This window comes from Neisseria sp. P0009.S008, from assembly GCF_051958615.1.
Classification (GTDB): domain Bacteria; phylum Pseudomonadota; class Gammaproteobacteria; order Burkholderiales; family Neisseriaceae; genus Neisseria; species Neisseria subflava.
The window spans coordinates 172006-190954 of sequence record NZ_JBQCVG010000003.1; the positions used below are offsets into that span (position 1 = coordinate 172006).

General features: G+C 48.7%; 21 protein-coding genes, 2 tRNA genes and 1 riboswitch. Of the genes, 14 read left to right on the top strand and 9 right to left on the bottom strand.

Features of this window, described 5'->3' with window-relative positions:
* The first annotated feature begins 48 nt into the window (after positions 1-48).
* A complete protein-coding gene (locus tag ACTHSQ_RS03790; RefSeq protein ID WP_314053152.1) occupies positions 49-1725 on the top strand; it encodes a formate--tetrahydrofolate ligase in 1677 nt (558 codons plus the stop codon).
* Between the two features lie 65 nt (positions 1726-1790).
* On the opposite strand, the gene ACTHSQ_RS03795 is transcribed toward ACTHSQ_RS03790, so the two are convergent.
* Positions 1791-2720, bottom strand: coding sequence for a glycosyltransferase family 2 protein (locus tag ACTHSQ_RS03795; RefSeq protein WP_440371780.1), 930 nt, complete (start codon positions 2718-2720; stop codon positions 1791-1793).
* Between the two features lie 127 nt (positions 2721-2847).
* Complete coding sequence (gene fba / locus ACTHSQ_RS03800; protein WP_003686828.1) at positions 2848-3912, bottom strand: class II fructose-bisphosphate aldolase; 1065 nt, start codon at positions 3910-3912, stop codon at positions 2848-2850.
* 150 nt (positions 3913-4062) lie between these two features.
* Here fba and ACTHSQ_RS03805 point away from each other — a divergent pair, with 150 nt between their 5' ends.
* From ACTHSQ_RS03805 to ACTHSQ_RS03840, 8 genes are all read left to right on the top strand, one after another.
* Positions 4063-4491 (top strand): acyl-CoA thioesterase, encoded by a 429-nt coding sequence (locus ACTHSQ_RS03805; protein WP_154954198.1) that lies wholly within the window; start codon positions 4063-4065, stop codon positions 4489-4491.
* A 1-nt stretch (position 4492) separates the two neighbouring features.
* The gene (locus ACTHSQ_RS03810; protein ID WP_440371781.1) at positions 4493-5389 is read left to right on the top strand and encodes a tyrosine recombinase XerC; all 897 of its coding nucleotides are present in this window, start codon (positions 4493-4495) and stop codon (positions 5387-5389) included.
* Between the two features lie 352 nt (positions 5390-5741).
* Positions 5742-6671: an energy transducer TonB gene (locus ACTHSQ_RS03815; protein ID WP_440371782.1), complete on the top strand. Its 930-nt coding sequence runs from the start codon at positions 5742-5744 to the stop codon at positions 6669-6671.
* A 102-nt stretch (positions 6672-6773) separates the two neighbouring features.
* On the top strand, positions 6774-7433 hold the full coding sequence (locus ACTHSQ_RS03820; RefSeq protein ID WP_003686817.1) for a MotA/TolQ/ExbB proton channel family protein: 660 nt from the start codon (positions 6774-6776) through the stop codon (positions 7431-7433).
* 3 nt (positions 7434-7436) lie between these two features.
* Positions 7437-7874 (top strand): ExbD/TolR family protein, encoded by a 438-nt coding sequence (locus ACTHSQ_RS03825; RefSeq protein WP_440371783.1) that lies wholly within the window; start codon positions 7437-7439, stop codon positions 7872-7874.
* 133 nt (positions 7875-8007) lie between these two features.
* Positions 8008-9669: an electron transfer flavoprotein-ubiquinone oxidoreductase gene (locus ACTHSQ_RS03830; RefSeq protein ID WP_440371784.1), complete on the top strand. Its 1662-nt coding sequence runs from the start codon at positions 8008-8010 to the stop codon at positions 9667-9669.
* An 84-nt stretch (positions 9670-9753) separates the two neighbouring features.
* Complete coding sequence (gene folP, locus ACTHSQ_RS03835) at positions 9754-10605, top strand: dihydropteroate synthase (RefSeq protein ID WP_440371785.1); 852 nt, start codon at positions 9754-9756, stop codon at positions 10603-10605.
* A gap of 93 nt (positions 10606-10698) precedes the next feature.
* Positions 10699-10774, top strand: a tRNA-Ile gene (locus tag ACTHSQ_RS03840).
* A gap of 179 nt (positions 10775-10953) precedes the next feature.
* Here ACTHSQ_RS03840 and ACTHSQ_RS03845 read toward each other — a convergent pair.
* Both ACTHSQ_RS03845 and ACTHSQ_RS03850 read right to left on the bottom strand, forming a co-directional pair.
* Positions 10954-11292: a hypothetical protein gene (locus tag ACTHSQ_RS03845; protein WP_440371786.1), complete on the bottom strand. Its 339-nt coding sequence runs from the start codon at positions 11290-11292 to the stop codon at positions 10954-10956.
* The gene (locus ACTHSQ_RS03850; RefSeq protein ID WP_049328858.1) at positions 11285-11743 is read right to left on the bottom strand and encodes an RrF2 family transcriptional regulator; all 459 of its coding nucleotides are present in this window, start codon (positions 11741-11743) and stop codon (positions 11285-11287) included. The genes ACTHSQ_RS03845 and ACTHSQ_RS03850 overlap by 8 nt, the downstream gene beginning before the upstream one ends.
* A 146-nt stretch (positions 11744-11889) precedes the next feature.
* Between ACTHSQ_RS03850 and ACTHSQ_RS03855 the strand changes: the two genes are divergently transcribed.
* Entirely contained in the window at positions 11890-12270 is a 381-nt protein-coding gene (locus tag ACTHSQ_RS03855) for a hemerythrin domain-containing protein (RefSeq protein ID WP_440371787.1), read from the top strand.
* An 86-nt stretch (positions 12271-12356) separates the two neighbouring features.
* A complete protein-coding gene (locus tag ACTHSQ_RS03860; RefSeq protein ID WP_440371788.1) occupies positions 12357-13514 on the top strand; it encodes an NnrS family protein in 1158 nt (385 codons plus the stop codon).
* 102 nt (positions 13515-13616) lie between these two features.
* On the opposite strand, the gene ACTHSQ_RS03865 is transcribed toward ACTHSQ_RS03860, so the two are convergent.
* The 3 genes from ACTHSQ_RS03865 to ispB all read right to left on the bottom strand — a co-directional run bounded on the left by ACTHSQ_RS03865 (position 13617) and on the right by ispB (position 15135).
* Positions 13617-13691, bottom strand: a tRNA-Arg gene (locus ACTHSQ_RS03865).
* Positions 13692-13709: 18 nt separating this feature from the next.
* Entirely contained in the window at positions 13710-14156 is a 447-nt protein-coding gene (locus ACTHSQ_RS03870) for a DUF441 domain-containing protein (protein ID WP_003686785.1), read from the bottom strand.
* Positions 14157-14160: 4 nt separating this feature from the next.
* Positions 14161-15135 (bottom strand): octaprenyl diphosphate synthase, encoded by a 975-nt coding sequence (ispB, locus tag ACTHSQ_RS03875; protein ID WP_003686805.1) that lies wholly within the window; start codon positions 15133-15135, stop codon positions 14161-14163.
* Between the two features lie 263 nt (positions 15136-15398).
* On the opposite strand from ispB, the gene rplU reads away from it, so the two are divergent.
* The 3 genes from rplU (at position 15399) to ubiM (ending at position 17466) form a co-directional block, all read left to right on the top strand.
* Positions 15399-15707, top strand: coding sequence for a 50S ribosomal protein L21 (rplU, locus tag ACTHSQ_RS03880; protein ID WP_002216394.1), 309 nt, complete (start codon positions 15399-15401; stop codon positions 15705-15707).
* Between the two features lie 27 nt (positions 15708-15734).
* Entirely contained in the window at positions 15735-16007 is a 273-nt protein-coding gene (rpmA, locus tag ACTHSQ_RS03885) for a 50S ribosomal protein L27 (protein ID WP_002212328.1), read from the top strand.
* Positions 16008-16281: 274 nt separating this feature from the next.
* Positions 16282-17466: a 5-demethoxyubiquinol-8 5-hydroxylase UbiM gene (gene ubiM, locus ACTHSQ_RS03890; RefSeq protein ID WP_440371789.1), complete on the top strand. Its 1185-nt coding sequence runs from the start codon at positions 16282-16284 to the stop codon at positions 17464-17466.
* 67 nt (positions 17467-17533) lie between these two features.
* Here the strand turns inward: ubiM and ACTHSQ_RS03895 are convergent, their stop codons facing one another.
* Positions 17534-18211, bottom strand: coding sequence for a 7-cyano-7-deazaguanine/7-aminomethyl-7-deazaguanine transporter (locus tag ACTHSQ_RS03895; RefSeq protein ID WP_440371790.1), 678 nt, complete (start codon positions 18209-18211; stop codon positions 17534-17536).
* A 101-nt stretch (positions 18212-18312) separates the two neighbouring features.
* A complete protein-coding gene (gene queF, locus ACTHSQ_RS03900) occupies positions 18313-18786 on the bottom strand; it encodes a preQ(1) synthase (RefSeq protein ID WP_003748427.1) in 474 nt (157 codons plus the stop codon).
* Positions 18787-18789: 3 nt separating this feature from the next.
* Positions 18790-18834, bottom strand: a riboswitch (PreQ1 riboswitch).
* Positions 18835-18949: the final 115 nt, after the last annotated feature.

The window sequence follows — 18949 nt, forward strand, 5'->3', positions numbered from 1 at the left end:
AATTGTATTGTTTCAGACGGCCTTTCCCTCTCTCAATAAAGGAAAATCATGAGCTTCAAAACCGATGCTGAAATTGCCCAGTCTTCCACCATGCGCCCGATTGGTGAAATTGCCGCCAAGCTGGGTTTGAACGTTGACAACATCGAGCCCTATGGTCATTACAAAGCCAAAATCAATCCTGCCGAAGCGTTTAAACTGCCGCAAAAACAAGGCCGTCTGATTTTGGTTACCGCCATTAATCCGACTCCTGCGGGTGAGGGCAAAACCACTGTAACCATCGGTTTGGCGGACGCATTGCGCCATATCGGCAAAGACTCGGTGATCGCCCTGCGCGAGCCTTCTTTGGGTCCGGTGTTCGGCGTCAAAGGCGGCGCGGCAGGCGGCGGTTATGCCCAAGTTTTGCCGATGGAAGACATCAACCTGCACTTTACCGGCGACTTCCACGCTATCGGTGCGGCGAATAACTTGCTCGCCGCCATGCTCGACAACCATATCTATCAAGGCAATGAGTTGAACATCGATCCGAAACGCGTCCTGTGGCGTCGCGTGGTCGATATGAACGACCGCCAGTTGCGCAATATCATCGACGGTATGGGCAAACCTGTTGACGGCGTGATGCGTCCTGACGGTTTCGACATTACCGTTGCTTCCGAAGTGATGGCGGTATTCTGTCTTGCCAAAGATATCAGTGATTTGAAAGAGCGGTTGGGCAACATCCTTGTCGCCTACGCCAAAGACGGTAGCCCTGTTTACGCCAAAGATTTGAAAGCGAATGGCGCGATGGCGGCATTGCTTAAAGATGCGATTAAGCCTAACTTGGTGCAAACCATCGAAGGCACTCCGGCCTTTGTGCATGGTGGTCCGTTCGCCAACATCGCCCACGGCTGTAACTCCGTTACCGCCACCCGTTTGGCGAAACACCTTGCCGATTACGCCGTAACCGAAGCAGGCTTCGGCGCAGATTTGGGCGCGGAAAAATTCTGCGATATCAAATGCCGTCTGGCGGATTTGAAACCTGATGCGGCTGTTGTCGTGGCTACTGTCCGCGCTTTGAAATACAACGGCGGCGTGGAGCGTGCCAACCTCGGCGAAGAAAACCTTGATGCTTTGGCAAAAGGCCTGCCTAATCTGCTGAAACACATTTCTAACCTGAAAAATGTATTCGGCCTACCTGTGGTGGTTGCCATTAACCGCTTCGTGTCCGACTCCGATGCTGAGTTAGCCATGATTGAAAAAGCCTGCGCGGAACACGGCGTTGAAGTTTCTTTGACTGAAGTATGGGGCAAAGGCGGCGCGGGTGGTGCAGACTTGGCGCACAAAGTCGTCAACGCCATCGAAAACCAACCGAATAACTTCGGCTTTGCCTACGATGTTGAGTTGAGCATTAAAGACAAAATCCGCACCATCGCCCAAAAAGTGTACGGCGCGGAAGATGTCGATTTCAGCGCGGAAGCGTCTGCCGAAATCGCTTCACTGGAAAAACTGGGCTTGGACAAAATGCCGGTCTGCATGGCGAAAACCCAATATTCTTTGAGCGACAACGCCAAACTCTTGGGCTGCCCTGAAGGCTTCCGCATTACCGTGCGCGGCATTACCGTTTCTTCCGGTGCAGGCTTCATCGTTGCATTGTGCGGCAATATGATGAAAATGCCGGGTCTGCCGAAAGTTCCGGCTGCCGAGAAAATCGATGTGGACGCAGAAGGAGTGATTCACGGCTTGTTCTGATTTAGATTGATATTGAAATAGATAAAGGCCGTCTGAAACCGAGGTTTCAGACGGCCTTTTATGATTTAAGTGAATTTCAACCGGCTTTTTAAGAAATTGAAGAACTGGTCTATCATACCGAACAACGTATTGCGGTCTTCGCCAAACAAAGAGATGCTGCGGTCTTTGCTGATTCTGTCATAAGCGGCAAAAATGGTTTTCAGTTCTTCGGTGGTTAAACGCAGTTGCTTTTCATGCAAGATTCGACTTAAGAGAGTGACTTCTACTGGGTTTAATTCAGGGAAAAGGTGGCTGAACCATAATTCCATGGTGTATTGGACGGATCTGTTGATTTTGTCTCTTTTTTTGCTTTCTTGAGCGGTGTGTATCCTGTAAGACAACAAAGGCTCGGGCAGGTCGGCAAAGGTTTTTCCATGTAGGGCGCATTGCACCCACATATGGAAATCGGGCGCGGTTTCTGTCGCGGTGTAGTTTATTCCGAGGTCTTTAATGCTGTCGTGCCGCCACATGGTGGTGGGGTTGAACATGTTTTGGGCGGCAAAGGAGAGAAAGGCTTTAATGTCTTTGTCGAGCAGGGGGAGGTCGCTTAAAATGGGTTCTCTTCCGGTTTGGTCATCAAAAAAGATGGTGGCTTGGCTGCCGACAATATCGATTTCGGGATGGCTGTCTAAGAAGTGAATTTGTTTTTCAAAACGATCCAAGGCGCAAATATCGTCCGCGTCCATTCGTGCCACATATTCGACCTCTACGTCTTTGAGCATATCCATGGCAAATTGGCAGGCAAACGGCTCGCCCTTGTTTTCCGGAAGGTGGAAAACCTGCAAACGTGAATCTTTGGCTGCGTAAGCTTCGAGGATTTCGCCGGTTTTGTCTGTTGAAGCATCGTTGATGGCGATGACGAAAAAGTCGCGGAATGTTTGATTCAATACCGAATCCAAGCATTCGGGCAAATAAGCTTCGGCGCAATAGGCCGGCAAAATAACGGCGAGTTTCATGTTTGCTTTCGATGTGTTTTGATGTGTGGTCGGTGGAAGATTTTACTATAATTTCCCCAAAGCTAAGGCCGTCTGAAACCTTATTTTCAAGTTTTCAGACGGCCTTAGTGTGAATCCGAGATACGGATTATTTAACGATTTGGTTCAATTCGCCTTTGGCGTATTTGGTTGCCATTTTTTCCAAAGAAATCGGTTTGATTTTGTCGGCTTGACCTTCGCAACCGAATGCGAGGTAGCGGTCAAGACAGATTTGTTTCATGGCTTCGACGGTTTTGCTCAAGTATTTGCGCGGGTCGAATTCGGATGGGTTTTCTGCCATGAAGCGGCGGATGGCACCGGTAGAGGCGAGGCGCAAGTCAGTGTCGATGTTGACTTTGCGCACGCCGTGTTTGATGCCTTCGACGATTTCTTCAACCGGTACGCCGTAGGTTTCACCGATTTTGCCGCCGTGTTCGTTGATGACTTTCAGCCATTCTTGCGGAACGGAGCTGGAGCCGTGCATCACGATGTGGGTGTTCGGCAGGGCTTGGTGGATTTCTTTGATGCGGTCGATACGCAATACATCGCCTGTGGGCGGACGGGTGAATTTGTATGCGCCGTGGCTGGTGCCGACGGCAATAGCCAGTGCGTCAACGCCGGTATCTTTAACGAAACGTACGGCATCTTCAACGCTGGTCAGCATTTGGTCGTGGGAAAGTTTGCCCACTGCACCTACGCCGTCTTCTTCACCGGCTTCACCGGTTTCGAGATTGCCCAATACGCCGATTTCGCCTTCAACTGACACGCCGCAAGCGTGGGAGAAGTTAACGACGGTACGGGTGGCGTTGACGTTGTATTCGTAAGAAGAAGGGGTTTTGCCGTCTTCCATCAGCGAGCCGTCCATCATTACAGAGGAGAAGCCCAGTTGGATGGAGCGTTGGCACACATCAGGAGATGCGCCGTGGTCTTGGTGCATCACGACAGGGATGTGCGGGAATTCTTCGACTGCGGCCAAAATCAGATGGCGCAGGAATGGGGCACCTGCGTATTTGCGTGCGCCTGCGGATGCTTGAACGATAACGGGGGCGTTGACTTGGTCGGCCGCCTCCATGATGGCGCGCATCTGTTCGAGGTTGTTAACGTTGAATGCGGGCAGACCGTAGCTGTTTTCGGCTGCATGGTCCAATAATTGGCGCATGGATACGAGTGCCATAAGGAGCTCCTGAGGTAGTGAAAGGTAAATTTATCCGATAAATTATAATGTTTTTTGAAATGAAAGACTACAAGCTGTTACATTGTTTTTATATATTAACGAACAGGGTCTCGGTTTATAATGGCGTAGTATTGAGAACGGGTGTGCAAAATGGATAGGATTTCGGTGGCCGAATGTGATAAGCCTTTGTTTCAGACGGCCTTGACAGTGCAGGTGGGCGATGTGAACTATGGCGGCCATCTGGCGAACGATGCGGTGTTGCGTTTGTGCCATGAAGTGCGGATGCGTTGGCTGGTGACGCTGGGTTGGAGCGAAATGGATGCCGGAGGGGCAGGCCTGATTATGGCGGATGCGGCGGTACAGTATTTGGCGCAAGGTCATCATGGCGATGAGCTGTCGGTAGAAATGGGGGCGGCGGGCATGGCCGGGGTGGGCTTTTCTTTGCTATATCGTATCCGCAGGATTTCAGACGGCCTTGTGCTGGCGAAAGTGCAGACAGGCATGGTGTGTTTCGATTATGGCAAGCAACGTGTCTGCCGTTTGCCTTCGGCATTGAAAACGGCATTGGAGGCCGTCTGAAATGGCGGAATCAAGCAATTTTGCGCTTCATCTTGAACGCTATCTGAAAACCTTGCTGCAACAAGGCAAGTCGGAGCATACCGTTTCCGCTTATCGGCGCGATTTGAGTGAATTGATGCGCCTGTTGCCCGATAATCTTGAAAACGGCCTGCCGACGCGCCGCGATTTTGTGGCGGTATTGAAAAAGCTGTCGCAAAAGGGCTTGAGCGAAAGCAGCTTGGCGCGGAAATTGTCGGTATGGCGGCAGTATTGCAGTTGGCTGGTGCAGATAGAAGTTATGGAAAGCGACCCGACATTTAATATGAAAGCGCCGCGCCTGCCCGAGCGCCTGCCCAAAGCGCTGCCGCAAGAACCTTTAAACCATATCCTTGACCATGCGCCTGTTGATGACGAGCTGGATGTGCGCGATAAGGCCATGTTTGAGTTGATGTATGGCAGCGGTTTGCGCCTGAGCGAGATACAAGGTTTGAATCTGGAAGGTATCGTCTTGGACGAAGGCTGGGTCAGTGTGAAGGGTAAAGGCGGCAAGCAGCGGCAAGTGCCTTTGGTGGCTAAAAGTATTGCGGCATTGCGTGATTATTTGGCAGTGCGTATTGCCAAAGAGGGCGAACAGGCCTTGTTCACCAATAAGAACGGCGGCAGGCTGGGGCAACGTCAAATCCAAAAACGCCTGCAGGCGTGGGCAGTGCGCGTGGGCAGTGCCAGCCATATCTCGCCGCACATGATGCGCCACAGCTATGCAACCCATCTTTTGCAGGCATCGGGTGATATCCGTGCTGTGCAGGAGTTGTTGGGACACAGCAACCTTTCCGCTACGCAAGTTTATACAAAACTGGACTTTGACCATTTGGCGCGCGTTTATGATGAGGCGCACCCAAGGGCGAAACGGAAAAAATGATTTTGTTTGAATCAGGCCGTCTGAAAGAATGTTTTCAGACGGCCTGATGTTTTATGGATAAAAAATACAGATGATTTGAAACCATTTGAATTTTTATCGGTCTGATGAAGTTTCAATATTGGTCTGATGTGCGGATGGCATAAAGATTGTAAGAGGCGATGGTTTTTACAATACCGTTTATCTTTTCAGACGACCGCTTGTTTGATAATATTAGTAATGAGAGCTAATATCATATTATGATATGCAGCCTTTAAAACAGCAGGTCTATAAACTTTCTATATAAGCATTAATGCTTATTTTGACTGTAAAACGACTTGCAAACGGGAATTGTTGCTATTAACATAACGGAATTATGGATAAAAAACGAATTTTAACTCCAGCCGTCGTGACTTCCGTTGCGTTGATTCACGTCGGTTTGGTTGCACTTTTATGGCACGCGCACAAACCGCCTCCTGTCGAAATGGCGAATATTGAATTTGTCGATTTGGGCGATTTCGGCGGTGGCGACGGCAGCCCTGAAGGCGAAGGCGCACCTGCCGCCCCCGAGCCTACCCCCGAACAACCAAAACCCAAGCCGAAGCCCAAACCTAAGCCTGTCGAGCCGCCCAAACCTGTTATCAAACCTGTGGTAACGAAAAAAGAAAAAGCGGATATCGTACAGCAAAAGGAAAAACCGAAACCTATCGAGAAACCTAAGCCCGAGCCTAAGCCGGAACCTAAACCAGAGCCGAAGCCCGAGCCAAAACCTGAACCAAAACCAGAGTCGAAGGCAGAACCTAAACCATCTCCCAAAGCATCTGAACACTCAGGCAGCAAAACCGGGCCGAATACTGCTGAAAACGGTAAAGGCAACGGCGAAGGCAAAGCCTTGAGCGGAGAAGGAAAAGGCAATGGTGGCGGTACGAAAGGTACAGGTAGCGGCCGTGGCGAAGGCAGCGGATCCGGCAGCGGTGGTGCGAAAGGCGAACATGGTTCCGGTACCGGTGGCGGAGGTGGTGGCAGCGGTACAGGTGCCGGCAGCAGTAAAGGCAATCCGGCAAAAGGAACCTGCCATATTCCAAGACCTCCGTATCCTTCACTATCCACTGAAAATGGTGAAGAGGGCTTGGTTGTTTTGAAAGTCTTGGTTGGTCCCGGCGGTAAAGTAGATTCAGTTAGTGTGAATAAATCAAGTGGTTATAGTCGTCTGGATAATGCAGCGCGTAAAGCCGTTAAAGATGGCAGCTGTCATGCAAGTGTTTGGACTGAATTTAAAGTACCTGTCAAATTCACGCTCGAATAAGTATCTAGGCCTAAGCTGATTGATTGGAAAATATATGCTGTTGGGAAATAATTTTAAATGACCCGATAGAAATTTTAATTTTATTTTTAACTTGGAAAAATTATGGATTTAAGTTTAGTTTTCAAATCAGGTGATGTGGTACTGATTGGTGTATTTGTCCTGATGTTGTTGATGAGTGTGGTGACTTGGAGCGTCATTGTGATTCGCTGCATCAAATACCGCAAAGCGAAAAAAGGCAATGCACAGGTAAAAGAACTGATGCTGAATGCGTTTACGCTGGCTGATGCTGTACAAAAAGCCAAAGCGGTAGAAGCACCGATGAGCCGTGTTGCAGATGAATCTCTGCGCGCGTACCAAAATTACCGTCAAACGACGAGCAAATCGCTGATTGACGAATTGCCTTTGAACGAATACTTGGTCGTTCACATCCGTAACAGTTTGACCCAAACCATGCGCCAGTTCGACTACGGTATGACCGCTTTGGCCTCTATCGGTGCAACCGCTCCGTTTATCGGCCTGTTGGGTACTGTTTGGGGTATTTACCATGCCCTGATCGGCATCAGCGAAAGCGGCCAAATGAGCATTGCTGCGGTAGCCGGTCCGATTGGCGAAGCTTTGGTATCGACTGCTGTCGGCCTGTTTGTGGCGATTCCGGCCGTATTGGCGTACAACTTCCTCAACCGCGGTACAAAAACCATCGCGCAAGATATGGACGCATTTGCACATGACCTGCATGTCCGCCTTCTGAACCAAAAGGATTAAACCATGGCTTTCGGATCAATGAATTCCGGCGATGATGCGCCGATGTCGGATATCAACGTTACACCTTTGGTGGACGTGATGCTGGTGTTGCTGATTGTATTTATGATTACCATGCCGGTGCTGACCCACTCGATTCCTTTGGAGTTGCCGACTGCTTCGGAAAAAGCAGCAAAAGAGGATAAGCAACAGCCTAAAGATCCTTTGCGTTTGAGCATTGATGCCAGTGGTGCTTACGTCATTGGCGGTGATTCGGATGCCAAAGTGGATTTGGCAACGGTAACCGCCAAGCTGAAAGAGGCTAAAGCGAAAAACGAAGATGTGATTGTGGCGATTGCGGCGGATAAAGCGGTTGAATACGATTATGTCAACCAAGCCCTGCAAGCGGCGCGCGAAGCCGGTATCAGCAAAATCGGTTTTGTAACGGAAACCAAAGTGCAATAATCTTTTGAACACAGTAAAAGGCCGTCTGAAATTTGAGTAAAGTTTCAGACGGCCTTTTGTTGTATTTGGTAACTATATGTCCAGGCTGTATAATTAGCAGATTAAATTCAATAACGACAATACAGGAACCGCCATGACAGAAACCATCGAACGTGACAGTATGCAATACGATGTCGTGATTGTCGGCGCAGGCCCATCGGGTTTGTCCGCCGCCATCAAACTCAAGCAGCTTGCCGAAAAGAATGGACGCGAAATCAGCGTTTGTGTGGTGGAGAAAGGTTCGGAGGCCGGTGCCCACTCGCTTGCCGGTGCTATCATCGATCCGATTTCTTTGAATGAGCTGATTCCTGATTGGAAAGAAAAAGGCGCGCCGCTGACACGCACAGTGACGAAAGACAGGGTTGTGTTCCTGACCAAGAAAAAAGCGTTCAACCTGCCGATTACCCCTAATTTCGATAACCATGCAAACTACATTGCCAGCTTGGGCGAAGTTGTCCGCTGGTTGGCAGAGCAGGCGGAAAATTTGGGCGTGGAAATTTATCCGGGCTTTGCCGCTGCCGAAGTGCTTTATCACGAAGACGGTTCGGTCAAAGGCATTGCGACCGGTAATATGGGTGTGGGCAAAGACGGCGAACCGACCGATGCATTCCAGCCCGGCATGGAGCTTTGGGCGCAGCAAACCATATTTGCCGAAGGCTGTCGCGGCTCGCTTTCCAAGCAAGTTATTGAACAATTTAAGCTCGACCAAAACAGCGAGCCGCAAACTTATGGCTTGGGCATTAAAGAAATTTGGGAAGTGCCGTCTGAAAAACATCAGCCCGGTTTGGTTATGCACAGCGCAGGCTGGCCGTTGGACAGCAAAACCTACGGCGGCTCGTTTATTTATCACTTTGACGAAAATAAAGTCGCTGTCGGCTTTGTGGTCGGTTTGGATTATCAAAACCCTTATCTGTCGCCGTTTGAAGAGTTCCAACGTTTCAAAACCCATCCTGAAATCCGCAAAACCTTTGAAGGCGGCCGCCGTATCGCTTATGGTGCGCGTTCGCTGATTGAAGGCGGTTTGCAAAGCCTGCCGAAACTCTCGTTTAAAGGCGGCGTTTTGGTCGGCGATGCCGCAGGTTTCCTGAATATGCCGCGCATCAAAGGCATCCATACGGCTATGAAATCCGCCATGCTTGCCGCAGAAGCCGTATTTCCTTTGTTGGAAAACCTCGAAGAAGTGGAAAGCTTCGACAGCGGCAAAGAGGCCACAGATTATCAGCAACGCTTTGAACAAAGCTGGCTGTATCAAGAGCTTTATGCCGCACGCAATGTCCGTCCGTCATTCAAATGGGGTGTTTACCTCGGCTCGGTCTATACCGGTATCGATCAGATGATTTTTAGAGGCAAAGCTCCTTGGACTTTGAAACATCACGGCAAAGACAACGAGCAGCTCAAAAAAGCCGCCGAATGCAAGCCGATTGATTATCCGAAGCCCGACGGCGTTTTGACCTTCGACCGTTTGAGCAGCGTCTTCCTCGCCAATCTCGCGCACGAAGAAAACCAGCCCGACCATTTGGTACTGAAAAATCCGCAGGTCATGATAGACGTAAACTACAAAGAATACGCCTCGCCCGAAACCCGCTATTGTCCGGCCGGCGTATATGAAATCGTCGAAGAAAACGGCAGTCCGCGTATGCAAATCAACGCCGCCAACTGCGTTCACTGTAAAACGTGCGACATCAAAGACCCGACGCAAAACATCACTTGGATTTGCCCCGAAGGCGGGAGCGGACCAAATTACGGCGGAATGTAATTGACTGTTTTAAAGTCAAAACCTAAAGGCCGTCTGAAAAGTTTCAGACGGCCTCTATTCTATTATTTCATCAATGGAAGCATTATGAACACGCACATTTGGCAGGCAGGCCGATTTGAAATCGCCTTAGACAAACCCAAAATCATGGGCATCGTCAATCTGACCCCCGATTCATTTTCCGATGGCGGCACCTATTCGCAAAATATTCAAATAACATTGGCATATGCCGAGCAGCTGCTGAAAGACGGTGCGGATATTCTCGATATCGGCGGCGAATCTACCCGTCCGGGTTCGGATGATGTTTCTCTCGAAGAAGAATGGGCCAGGGTGCAGCCGGTTTTGGCGGAAGTCGCCAAGTGGAATGTTCCCGTCAGCTTGGACACGCGCCGCACGGTGATCATGGAAAAAGCCTTGGCGCAAGGCGGCGTCGATATTATCAACGATGTTGCCGCATTGAGTGATGAAGGTGCAGTCGCATTGCTGGCGCAACAGCCGAAGACGGGCGTGTGTCTCATGCACATGCAGGGTTTGCCCAAAACCATGCAGCTGAATCCGCAATATCAAGATGTCGTCGAAGAAGTCGCGCGTTATTTAAAAGCACGCGCGACAGAATGCGTTCAAGCAGGCATTGCCCCTGAATGCATCACGCTAGACCCCGGCTTCGGTTTCGGCAAAAACCTGCAACACAACATCACCCTGATAAAACATTTGCCTGAGTTGATGGACGCAACCGGATTTCCCCTTCTGATCGGCGTATCGCGCAAACGTATGATTGGCGAACTGACAGGCGAACAAGATGCCGCCAAACGCGTACACGGCAGCGTCGCAGCCGCTTTGGCCACAGTGGCTAGAGGCGCGAAAATCATCCGTGTTCACGATGTCAAAGCAACATCGGACGCTTTGAAAGTTTGGGAAGCATTGGGCGTATCGGCATAATGCCCGAATAGAAAACCAACAGGCCGTCTGAAACATTTGCCCGGCATCTTGAACAAGCAACAAGTTATGCTATAATCCGCTTCTACTCTTGACGGGTCTGTAGCTCAGGGGTTAGAGCAGGGGACTCATAATCCCTTGGTCGTGGGTTCGAAACCCACCGGACCCACCAAATATTAAAAATGCCCGAGGCTTTTGGCTTCGGGCATTTTTGTATTTATTGGTTTGTGAAGGGTTGAAATATAATGTGAACAACAGCATAAAGATCAACCTATAAAATGGATACAAAAGGTTAAAGCACATTTAGGTAATGCTTTTTTAGGCCGAAATGGGCTTATCACATTGACATCTTTATAGTTGTTGAGGGTAAATTTGATTTTGATTATCAGCCGCCTGAGCCGGGATTGGTATATAACGTTCCCAATTTTGTATTGGAAAAAGACCGTTACGTTGATTGGGAAGATACTTGGCGTACTTTTTAATTAGGAAATAAGTAAATGGCGAGCAGTTACTTTTTGCTTGCTCTGGTCGATATCTTTCTATTATTTTAAAATTAACAATGCTGTTTGAAAATCTTAATTTCAGACGGCATTTTTTATTTTTCCGAGTAATACCACCCTCTATATTGAGAGGCTGATGATTATTTTGATATAGCCGGACTGTTTTCAGACGGCCTGAAGACTTAATCAACCATTCTGCGTATTTCGTTGATCGGGATACGCGGGGTATAGAGTATGTCGTAGGTTGGTTTGTCCAAAAGATCTTGCAGGGAGTATTGATCTAAATGGTTGAAGAAGGCTTTGATGGCGCCGGTAATGATGCCGGTCAGTCGGCAGGATGGGGTAATGAGGCATTCGTTGTTATCGCCCATGCATTCGACAACCTGCATCGGCTCAAGATGGCGGACGACTGCGCCGATGTTGATTTTTTCTGGAACATCCGCCAAGCGCAAACCGCCACCTTTGCCGCGCACGCTGACCAGAAATCCGCCTTTGACTAATGAGGTAACCACTTTCATCAAATGGCTTTTGGAAATATTGTAAGTCTCGGCAATGGTGCTGATATTGACGAGGGTGTCATCATTGATGGCGGTATAAACCAATACGCGCAATCCGTAATCGGTATGTTGGGTCAGATACATGGCTGGCTCTTTAGATATTTTTATTATATGTCAAAAGCGTAGTACTTGGAGAGGGGCCGTTTGACTTTATGTGGGGTTGGGTTTCATAATATCTGAAACATTTGAATTAATCCAGTTTGATAGACTGTTGCCATTATAACGAACTTATGAAACCCTTGAAACGCCACCCTGCATTAATAGAACTTTCCCGTGAGCATCATGGTTCGCTGTCGTTGTGCGTCCGTCTCCTGCGTACGCCGGAGCAAAGCCATCAAGCGGAGCTGGATTCTCATTTTGTGGAGCTTGAGCCACATTTTTTGGAGGAGGAAACCATGTTTGCGCCGTATTGGGATAAGGTTGATCCGGCGTTGAGGCAGCGTTTTGAAGGCGATCATGCCAAGCTGCGTGCGATGATGGCTCATCCTGAATATATGAATGAATCATGGAATAAGGATTTTGCGGTAACTTTGCGCGATCATGCGCGTTTTGAGGAACGTGAGCTTTTTCCTGCGATTGAACCTTTTTTGCCTTTGCCTGAAAATGTGTAATAGGGAAGGGAATCGATGGCCGTCTGAAAAGTTTCAGACGGCCTCTGTTGCTGTCTTATGATGATATAAAAATTGAAGGAACCACCATGAACGATTTGTTCAAACATCCTGTGTGGGCAATGGCCTTCCGCCCGTTTTACTCGTTGGCGGCTTTGTATGGCGCATTGTCTATATTGCTTTGGGGCTTCGGCTATCAGGGTACGCCTGAATTGCCGGGTTTGTATTGGCATGCCCATGAAATGATTTGGGGCTACGCCGGATTGGTTGTCATTGCATTCTTGCTGACCGCGGTGGCAACTTGGACTGGCCAACCGCCTACACGTGGTAAAGCGTTGGCAGGTTTGACCGCATTTTGGCTGCTTGCGCGTTTGTGTGCGTTTATTCCCGGCTGGGGTGCTACGGCAAGCGGTATATTCGGTACGATCTTTTTCTGGTATGGCGCGGTGTGTATGGCTTTGCCGGTAATCCGTTCTCAAAACAAGCGCAACTATGTTGCCGTATTTGCTATTTTTGTTTTAGGTGGCACCCATTTCGCGTTCCATATGAAAATGCAGCCGTTTGATGCCATCGCGCTGATGACCGGTTTGCAATCCGGTTTGATTATGGTGGCCGGTTTTATCGGTTTGATCGGTATGCGGATTATCTCGTTCTTTACGTCCAAACGTTTGAACGTACCGCAAATTCCCAGCCCTCAATGGGTCGCGCACGGATCGCTTTGGCTGCCTATGCTGACTGCTATGATGATGGCTCATAACATATTGCCGGAATTGGCTGCTTTGTTCTCTATTGCTGCCGGTGTGATTTTTACCGTGCAGGTGTACCGCTGGTGGTATAAAGCCGTACTGAAAGAGCCTATGCTTTGGATTTTGTTTGCCGGCTATCTGTTTACAGGCTTGGGCTTGATCGCGGTTGGTCTTTCTTATTGGATTTCAAGTTTCCTGAATTTGGGTGTGCACCTCATCGGCGTTGGCGGTATCGGCGTACTGACTTTGGGCATGATGGCGCGAACTGCGCTTGGCCATACCGGCAACTCTATTTATCCGCCGCCTAAAGTGGTTCCTGTCGCCTTTTGGCTGATGATTGCCGCAACGGTTATCCGTGTTTTGGCTACCTTTGTGAGCGGTACGGCATACATACATAGTATCCGTTGCTCCGCCGCCTTGTTTGCCGTATCTCTGCTGTTGTACGCATGGAAATATATTCCTTGGCTGATTCGTCCGCGTTCGGATGGTCGTCCGGGTTAACGGTTTGGCAAAATGAAAAGGCCGTCTGAAAAGTTTCAGACGGCCTTTATTTATTGATAACAAAAAAGACTTTCAAAGTATGAAAGGCTTTTATTGAAACTATGGCCTCGCCAACAGGAATCGAACCTGTATTTTACGCTTAGGAGGCATACGTTCTATCCGTTGAACTATGGCGAGGCGTTAAAGGAAGGGATTTTAAACCTTTCCGGCAAAAAAAGACAATAAGCCGGCAGCAATTAAGGGGCCGACCGGAATGCCGCCAAGAAAAGCAACGCCGATGACAGTACCGATTAATAATCCGGTTACCAAAACAGGCTGTTCGCTCATCAATGGAACGCCACGTCCGGCAAGCCAGGCAACCAAAATGCCGATAAGGACGGCGGCAATCATTTTGAAATTGATAAACTCAGAAACCGGCGGAATTTGGATTTTACCGGAAACCAGCGGGCTCAATACACCGATGGTCAGCAGGATGATGCCCAGATGCAAACCGTGTTTTTCCACCAAGGGAAGATATTGCGACAAGGCCGTCTGCTGCATGAGCAGCAATACCGCTGCCGAAATCGTAATCGAGTTGTTGTTGCTGATGACGCCCAAAAAAATCAGCGTAACCAGAAACAAAGGGACAAAGCTGAAATTCATCGGATTAAGATACTCGGGCCAAAGATTCTTTTGCCAGTTGGATCATGGCTTCTTTGACTTCGCTGTCAGGTAACACGTCCAATGAAGCGATGGCTTTGTCAACGGCTTTTTTCGCTTCGGAAATCGAATACGGCAAAGCGTCGGAGTTGACGACATAGTCGTGGATTTTTTCAAAATAGCTGCGGTCGGCATTTTCCAAAGCATGGCGCACATCGTTGGCGGCCTGTTCGGAGCCGTTTCGCATCAGGTAAATCAATGGCAGGGTGGGTTTGCCTTCTGCCAAATCGTCGCCGACGTTTTTGCCGATTTCTTCGGTTTCGCCAGAATAGTCCAATACATCGTCAATGATTTGGAAAGCCGTACCGACGTACATGCCGTAGTCTTTTAGGGCTTGCTCGTGTTCGGTGGAAGCTTTGCCCAAAATTGCGCCGACTTGAGCGGCCGCTTCAAACAGTTTTGCTGTTTTGTATTGGATAACTTGGACGTATTGCTCTTCGGTAATATCCGTATTGCCGATGTTCATCAGCTGCATGACTTCGCCTTCGGCGATGATGTTGGTCGCATCTGCCATCACTTCTAAGATACGCATACTGCCTGAGCCAACCATCAGTTGGAAAGCGCGTGTATATAGGAAGTCGCCGACCAAAACAGCCGCCGCGTTGCCGAAGAGGTTGTTTGCTGTTTTACGGCCGCGGCGCAAATCGCTTTCATCGACGACATCGTCGTGCAGGAGGGTAGAGGTATGGATGAATTCCACCATTGCTGCCAGCGAGTACAGTTTTTCATCGTCATGCCCGACTGCTTTGCCTGCCAAAATGGTAATAATCGGACGCAGGCGCTTACCGCCTGCGCTGATGATGTATGTGCCGATTTGCGAAATCAGTGCAACATCGGATTGAACAGCTTGGTTGATGACCGCATTAACTTTGGCAAGGTCATCGGGCAGGTGGCGTTGGAAGTAAGGCAGGTTTTCGAGCATAAAACATTCTCTGTTGATAAAAAGGAGCGGGGCTCCAATGAATCTGTTTAAACCCGTACATTCGGTCGGGGTAATAACGTTGCATTAAAGATATCAGCAATCCAGCGCGTGATTATATCAGTTAAAAAGCATGCAACATATCTTTCAGACGGCCTTTTCACTTGTAAATAAAATAAATTTTGACAAAACAGGCAAATAGAAATAGAATAGCTCGTTTCGCACATGGTGTGCGGAAAGTTAACCTAATTCTCATGGAGTTGAGTATGTACGCGGTCGTAAAAACCGGCGGTAAACAATATAAAGTTTCCGTTGGCGAAAAATTGAAAGTAGAACAGATACCAGCCGAACTCGACAGCCAAATCGAACTGACTGAAGTTTTGATGATTGCTGACGGCGAATCTGTAAAAGTAGGCGCACCTTTTATCGAAGGCGCAAAAGTAACAGCTAAAGTCGTTGCTCATGGTCGTGGCGAGAAAGTACGCATTTTCAAAATGCGTCGTCGCAAACACTACCAAAAACGCCAAGGCCATCGCCAAAATTTCACCCAAATCGAAATCGTGGCAATCGCCTAATTTCAAGTAAGTTCAGGAGTATTACAAATGGCAAGTAAAAAAGCAGGCGGTAGCACCCGCAACGGTCGCGATTCAGAAGCCAAACGCTTGGGCGTTAAAGCCTACGGCAACGAGCTGATTCCGGCAGGCTCTATCATCGTTCGTCAACGTGGTACTAAATTCCACGCAGGTGACAACGTAGGCATGGGCAAAGACCACACTTTGTTTGCTAAAGTCGATGGTTACGTTGAATTCAAAACCAAAGGCGCGCTGAACCGTAAAACCGTCAGCATCCGTCCTTACACCGGTTCTGAAGAATAATCGTTTTACGATTGAAAGCCGCATTCCTTTTCGGAATGCGGTTTTTGTTTGTCAGACTATTTTGTCTGTTGGATAAAATCCGTATGTCGTGAAGCTTGATTTATATTAAGGTCAAAGTAAAAACGTGCTTACAATCGATAGTCTTTGTTTTATTCTATCGATTCTTTCTATACAATCTATTAAATGCCTTTGATTTACCCTCCTGTAGCTAAACACAGTAAACTTAAGGCCGTCTGAAAAAATCCGTATCAGTTGAATACAAGGAATTCCTCCCATGAGCTTACACAGTGATATTCTCGTCGTCGGCGCAGGCCCTGCCGGATTAAGTTTTGCCGCAGAGTTGGCCGGAAGCGGTTTGAACATAACCCTGATTGAAAGAAGTCCTTTAGAAGTGTTGCAAAATCCGCCGTATGACGGCCGTGAAATCGCACTGACGCATCTGTCGCGTGAAATCATGCAGCGATTGGGTATGTGGGATTTGATTCCAAAAGACGAAATTTATCCTTTGCGCGATGCTAAAGTGTTGAACGGTCATTCCGATTACCAGCTCCACTTCCCGCAACCGACTCAGGCGCGCGGCGAGCCTGCGGACTACTTGGGCTATTTGATCTCCAACCACAATATCCGCAAAGCCGCTTATGAAGTCGTGTCCAAATTGGACAACGTCAAAATCCTGACCGGCACCAATGTTAAAGAAGTTAAAACTTCTGACAATGAGGCGCAAGTTATTTTGGAAAGCGGCGAAGTATTGACCGGCCGTCTGTTGTTGGCCGCCGATAGTCGCTTCTCGCAAACGCGCCGTCAACTGGGCATTTCTTCAGATATGCACGATTACAGTCGCACCATGTTTGTGTGCCGCATGAAGCATACTTTGTCCAACCTGCATACCGCATATGAATGCTTCCACTACGGCCGCACCATTGCGTTACTGCCTTTGGAAGAACACTTGACCAATACCGTGATTACGGTGGACAGCGATAAAGCCGAAACGATTAAAAATATGTCGCCGGAAGAGTTGGCAGCCAGCGTGAAAGAGCAACTCAAAGGCCGTTTGGGCGATATGGAATTGGTCAGCACCATTCACAATTATCCTTTGGTCGGCATGATTGCCCAACGTTTCTATGGCAAACGCAGCGCGTTGATCGGCGATGCCGCAGTCGGTATGCATCCGGTTACTGCGCACGGTTTCAACTTGGGTCTGGCAAGTGCCGATCTTTTGGCTAAATTGGTTCTCGAAGCCGAGCAACGCGGTCAGGATATTGGTGCGAAGAGTCTGCTGGAAAAATACAGCACCAAGCATATGTTCCATGCCCATCCGATTTACCACGGCACTAATATGCTGCTGAAACTCTTTACCAATGAAACTGCTCCGGCAAAACTGCTGCGCGGTTTGGTATTGCGTGCAAGTAATAACTTCCCACCGCTGAAAAAACTGATTACCAAACAATTGACCGGTTAATTGTTTAAAACATAAAAGGCCGTCTGAACGATTAAAGTTTCAGACGGCCTTGTTTTTTATCTACTGCTTATTTGGCTAAAACTGATTCGGGCATTTCTTGACGGACGTTTAAGGAAGTCAGCTTTTTGGTCAAGATGCTCAATACGATGCCGTAGGCAGGCAGGAAGAAGAGGGTGCAGATGGCGAGTTTGAACAGATAATCGACAAATGCGATGCCCTGCCAATTTGCCGCCATAAATTCATCGTTGCTTGCATAAAAGGCAACGGCGAAAAACACCAGCGTGTCCAAAGCGTTACCGACTACGGTGGAAGCGGTAGGGGCAACCCACCATGATTTCAGACGGCGTAATCTGTTGAACACAAAAATATCGAGGATTTGCCCAAGCGCATAGGCGGAAAAGCTGGCCAATGCGATACGGCCGACGAAGGTGTTAAATTCAGTTAAAGATGCCCAGCCTGTCCAGTTGCCCTCATGAAAGAGGACGGAGAAGACGTAAGAGAGCAGCAGGGCCGGGAGCATCACCCAAAAAATAATCCGTCTCGCCAACGGCGCGCCAAAAATGCGCACGGTCAGGTCGGTAGCGAGGAAGATAAAGGGGAAGGAAAATGCGCCCCAAGTGGTAAAGATACCGAAAATTTGAAAGGGAAACTGCACCAGATAGTTGCTGGCGGCAATAATAAAAATATGGAAAAGCACCAGCCAGAAGAGCGCTTTCTTCTGCTGTGCGGCGGTAAATTCGTACATGAGAATCTTTCGGAAGTTTTTTCAGACGGCATGAAGCCCTGAGAGACTGTGCAATAGAGAAAGTCTTGCAATGAAAAGGACGTTAGGCCGTCTGAACAGGATTATTGTGCATCGTGCTCAAACAAGCGTTTGCGTGCCAAAGCTTCAAACTCTGTGCCTGCTTTGCCGTAGTTGGCAAACGGATGAATGGCGATGCCGCCGCGCGGTGTGAATTCGCCGAATACTTCGATGTATTTCGGATCCATCAGGGCGATGAGGTCTTTCATGATGATGTTGACGCAGTCTTCATGGAAGTCGCCGTGGTTGCGGAAGCTGAAGAGATAGAGTTTCAGTGATTTGCTTTCCACCATTTTAATATGGGGAATATAGCGGATGTAGATGGTGGCAAAGTCGGGCTGGCCGGTCATCGGGCAGAGGCTGGTGAACTCGGGGCAGACGAATTTGACGAAATAGTCGTTGTCGGGATGTTTGTTGTCGAACGCTTCCAAAATTTCAGGCGCGTATTCGCTCGGGTATTGGGTTTTCTGGTTGCCCAAAAGGGAGATGCCTTGCAGCTCTTCGTTGTTGCGGGACATGAGGTTTCCTTAGTTTTTTAATGTGGGAGGTTTTCGAACCACGGGGTGCGGATTGTAATATAAATTGCATGGCTTGTGCGGATTTTATAGCGATGAATCAGCAAGATAGGTTTCAGACGGCCTGTTTTGTATTTTATGAAACCTGTTTTCCGCTTTACAATAG

What these genes read in the sequence shown, in the direction of transcription:
- ACTHSQ_RS03895 (WP_440371790.1), bottom strand. Translation starts at nt 18,211, where the DNA reads ATGTACGAATTTACCGCCGCACAGCAGAAGAAAGCGCTCTTCTGGCTG.
- ACTHSQ_RS03850 (WP_049328858.1), bottom strand. Translation starts at nt 11,743, where the DNA reads ATGTATCTGACCCAACATACCGATTACGGATTGCGCGTATTGGTTTAT.
- ACTHSQ_RS03870 (WP_003686785.1), bottom strand. Translation starts at nt 14,156, where the DNA reads ATGAATTTCAGCTTTGTCCCTTTGTTTCTGGTTACGCTGATTTTTTTG.
- rplU (WP_002216394.1), top strand. Translation starts at nt 15,399, where the DNA reads ATGTACGCGGTCGTAAAAACCGGCGGTAAACAATATAAAGTTTCCGTT.
- ubiM (WP_440371789.1), top strand. Translation starts at nt 16,282, where the DNA reads ATGAGCTTACACAGTGATATTCTCGTCGTCGGCGCAGGCCCTGCCGGA.
- ACTHSQ_RS03855 (WP_440371787.1), top strand. Translation starts at nt 11,890, where the DNA reads ATGAAACCCTTGAAACGCCACCCTGCATTAATAGAACTTTCCCGTGAG.
- ACTHSQ_RS03820 (WP_003686817.1), top strand. Translation starts at nt 6,774, where the DNA reads ATGGATTTAAGTTTAGTTTTCAAATCAGGTGATGTGGTACTGATTGGT.
- ACTHSQ_RS03830 (WP_440371784.1), top strand. Translation starts at nt 8,008, where the DNA reads ATGACAGAAACCATCGAACGTGACAGTATGCAATACGATGTCGTGATT.
- folP (WP_440371785.1), top strand. Translation starts at nt 9,754, where the DNA reads ATGAACACGCACATTTGGCAGGCAGGCCGATTTGAAATCGCCTTAGAC.
- ACTHSQ_RS03825 (WP_440371783.1), top strand. Translation starts at nt 7,437, where the DNA reads ATGGCTTTCGGATCAATGAATTCCGGCGATGATGCGCCGATGTCGGAT.
- ispB (WP_003686805.1), bottom strand. Translation starts at nt 15,135, where the DNA reads ATGCTCGAAAACCTGCCTTACTTCCAACGCCACCTGCCCGATGACCTT.
- ACTHSQ_RS03810 (WP_440371781.1), top strand. Translation starts at nt 4,493, where the DNA reads ATGGCGGAATCAAGCAATTTTGCGCTTCATCTTGAACGCTATCTGAAA.
- ACTHSQ_RS03805 (WP_154954198.1), top strand. Translation starts at nt 4,063, where the DNA reads ATGGATAGGATTTCGGTGGCCGAATGTGATAAGCCTTTGTTTCAGACG.
- rpmA (WP_002212328.1), top strand. Translation starts at nt 15,735, where the DNA reads ATGGCAAGTAAAAAAGCAGGCGGTAGCACCCGCAACGGTCGCGATTCA.
- ACTHSQ_RS03860 (WP_440371788.1), top strand. Translation starts at nt 12,357, where the DNA reads ATGAACGATTTGTTCAAACATCCTGTGTGGGCAATGGCCTTCCGCCCG.
- ACTHSQ_RS03795 (WP_440371780.1), bottom strand. Translation starts at nt 2,720, where the DNA reads ATGAAACTCGCCGTTATTTTGCCGGCCTATTGCGCCGAAGCTTATTTG.
- fba (WP_003686828.1), bottom strand. Translation starts at nt 3,912, where the DNA reads ATGGCACTCGTATCCATGCGCCAATTATTGGACCATGCAGCCGAAAAC.
- queF (WP_003748427.1), bottom strand. Translation starts at nt 18,786, where the DNA reads ATGTCCCGCAACAACGAAGAGCTGCAAGGCATCTCCCTTTTGGGCAAC.
- ACTHSQ_RS03790 (WP_314053152.1), top strand. Translation starts at nt 49, where the DNA reads ATGAGCTTCAAAACCGATGCTGAAATTGCCCAGTCTTCCACCATGCGC.
- ACTHSQ_RS03815 (WP_440371782.1), top strand. Translation starts at nt 5,742, where the DNA reads ATGGATAAAAAACGAATTTTAACTCCAGCCGTCGTGACTTCCGTTGCG.